This is a genomic window from Halomonas sp. SIMBA_159 (assembly GCF_046536035.1).
GTDB classification, from domain to species: domain Bacteria; phylum Pseudomonadota; class Gammaproteobacteria; order Pseudomonadales; family Halomonadaceae; genus Vreelandella; species Vreelandella venusta_A.
On sequence record NZ_JAWJBT010001558.1, the window covers coordinates 1 to 238 of the forward strand.

1 pseudogene is annotated in these 238 nt (G+C 49.2%); it reads right to left on the minus strand.

Going from position 1 to position 238, the window contains the following annotated elements:
- Nucleotides 1-238: pseudogene (locus tag R0J87_RS24470) on the minus strand (GGDEF domain-containing protein); the annotation flags it as partial.

The following is a 238-nucleotide window of genomic DNA, read 5'->3' on the forward strand; positions in this document are numbered from 1 at the left end:
TTCCATCGCTTTCTGGGCTTGCTGCAGTAACATTCTGCGATTGTAAATACCGGTTAACGGATCCAGGGTGGCCTGGCGGTACAAACGCATCAACATGTAAAGTTTAGATAACTGTGACCAGATGACGACGATAGCCAGCACGTTCTGCAGCCAGTAATTGGCCAGTGTTTCCGGCATCAGAACAGTGCCTGTCTGTAAATCGACTGTGATTTCTGTAACAGCGGTGAATGCCAGCAGG